Genomic DNA, 792 nt, shown 5'->3' on the forward strand with positions numbered 1-792 from the left:
CAGTCACCATCGCGCCGCACCACAAGACCGCCCCGATCAACCCACCCGTCACGGTCAGACGAGCCTGGGACCACTAAGTCACTGGTATTGAGGCTAGGGCAGGCGCTTGGGCGTCGGCGACCAGGATGCCGGCAGTTCAATGTCCTCGTCATGGTCGATCAACAACGGAAAGCGGTCGTGCCACCACCTGCCTTGCACCGTCCAACGGCTTGGCCCGGGTTCCTGTGGCATGGCCGGCCACGTCGCCGCGCGGTAGCGGGCATCGCATTCATCGATCACGGTCTGACACAGTGTCCGTAAGGCCGGGGTGAGCAGCGGCCCGGCGTCGTGCAGCCAATCACGGCAACCTAGGTCGTTGTGGTACTCCCAGAGCCATGTCGTGTCGAAGCCCTCCTCGACACCGGTCACGAAGTCCTGCCACGACTTCATCTGTCGGAAGAGGGTCGGAGCGGCACCGGACAGGCTCGCGAGCCGCTGCTGGGCGTGCTCAGCGGACGCATGGTCCTCGGCGGTGAGCTGGGAGACGTCCATGCTGCACAGCGTTTCAGACAGTCAGTGCTGGCGTAACCCTCACCCAGCAGGTGCAGAGCAGCAAGCCACGGCCGCAAAGAACCAGAAGGACATCGCAGCAGGTCAGAAGCCAGGGCTGGTGCCCGGTCCTCACGTCTCGTCCGACATTCATGAAAGCCCGAGGCTAGTACTCCAGCCGTAGATCGTGATCTTGCTGGTGAGGGGCGCCGCGGAGACGGGTGTGGCCACCGTTGATCAGCTGGACGAGATCGACCGCGCCAT

General features: G+C 64.1%; 1 protein-coding gene. It reads right to left on the minus strand.

The window, feature by feature from the left end; genetic code table 11:
- Nucleotides 1–93 precede the first annotated feature (93 nt).
- Nucleotides 94–531: a hypothetical protein gene (locus ABD330_RS32365; protein ID WP_344469890.1), complete on the minus strand. Its 438-nt coding sequence runs from the start codon at nt 529–531 to the stop codon at nt 94–96.
- Nucleotides 532–792: the final 261 nt, after the last annotated feature.

The sequence above is a fragment of the Kitasatospora kazusensis genome, assembly GCF_039529945.1.
Taxonomy (GTDB): domain Bacteria; phylum Actinomycetota; class Actinomycetes; order Streptomycetales; family Streptomycetaceae; genus Kitasatospora; species Kitasatospora kazusensis.

What these genes read in the sequence shown, in the direction of transcription:
- ABD330_RS32365 (WP_344469890.1), bottom strand. Translation starts at nt 531, where the DNA reads ATGGACGTCTCCCAGCTCACCGCCGAGGACCATGCGTCCGCTGAGCAC.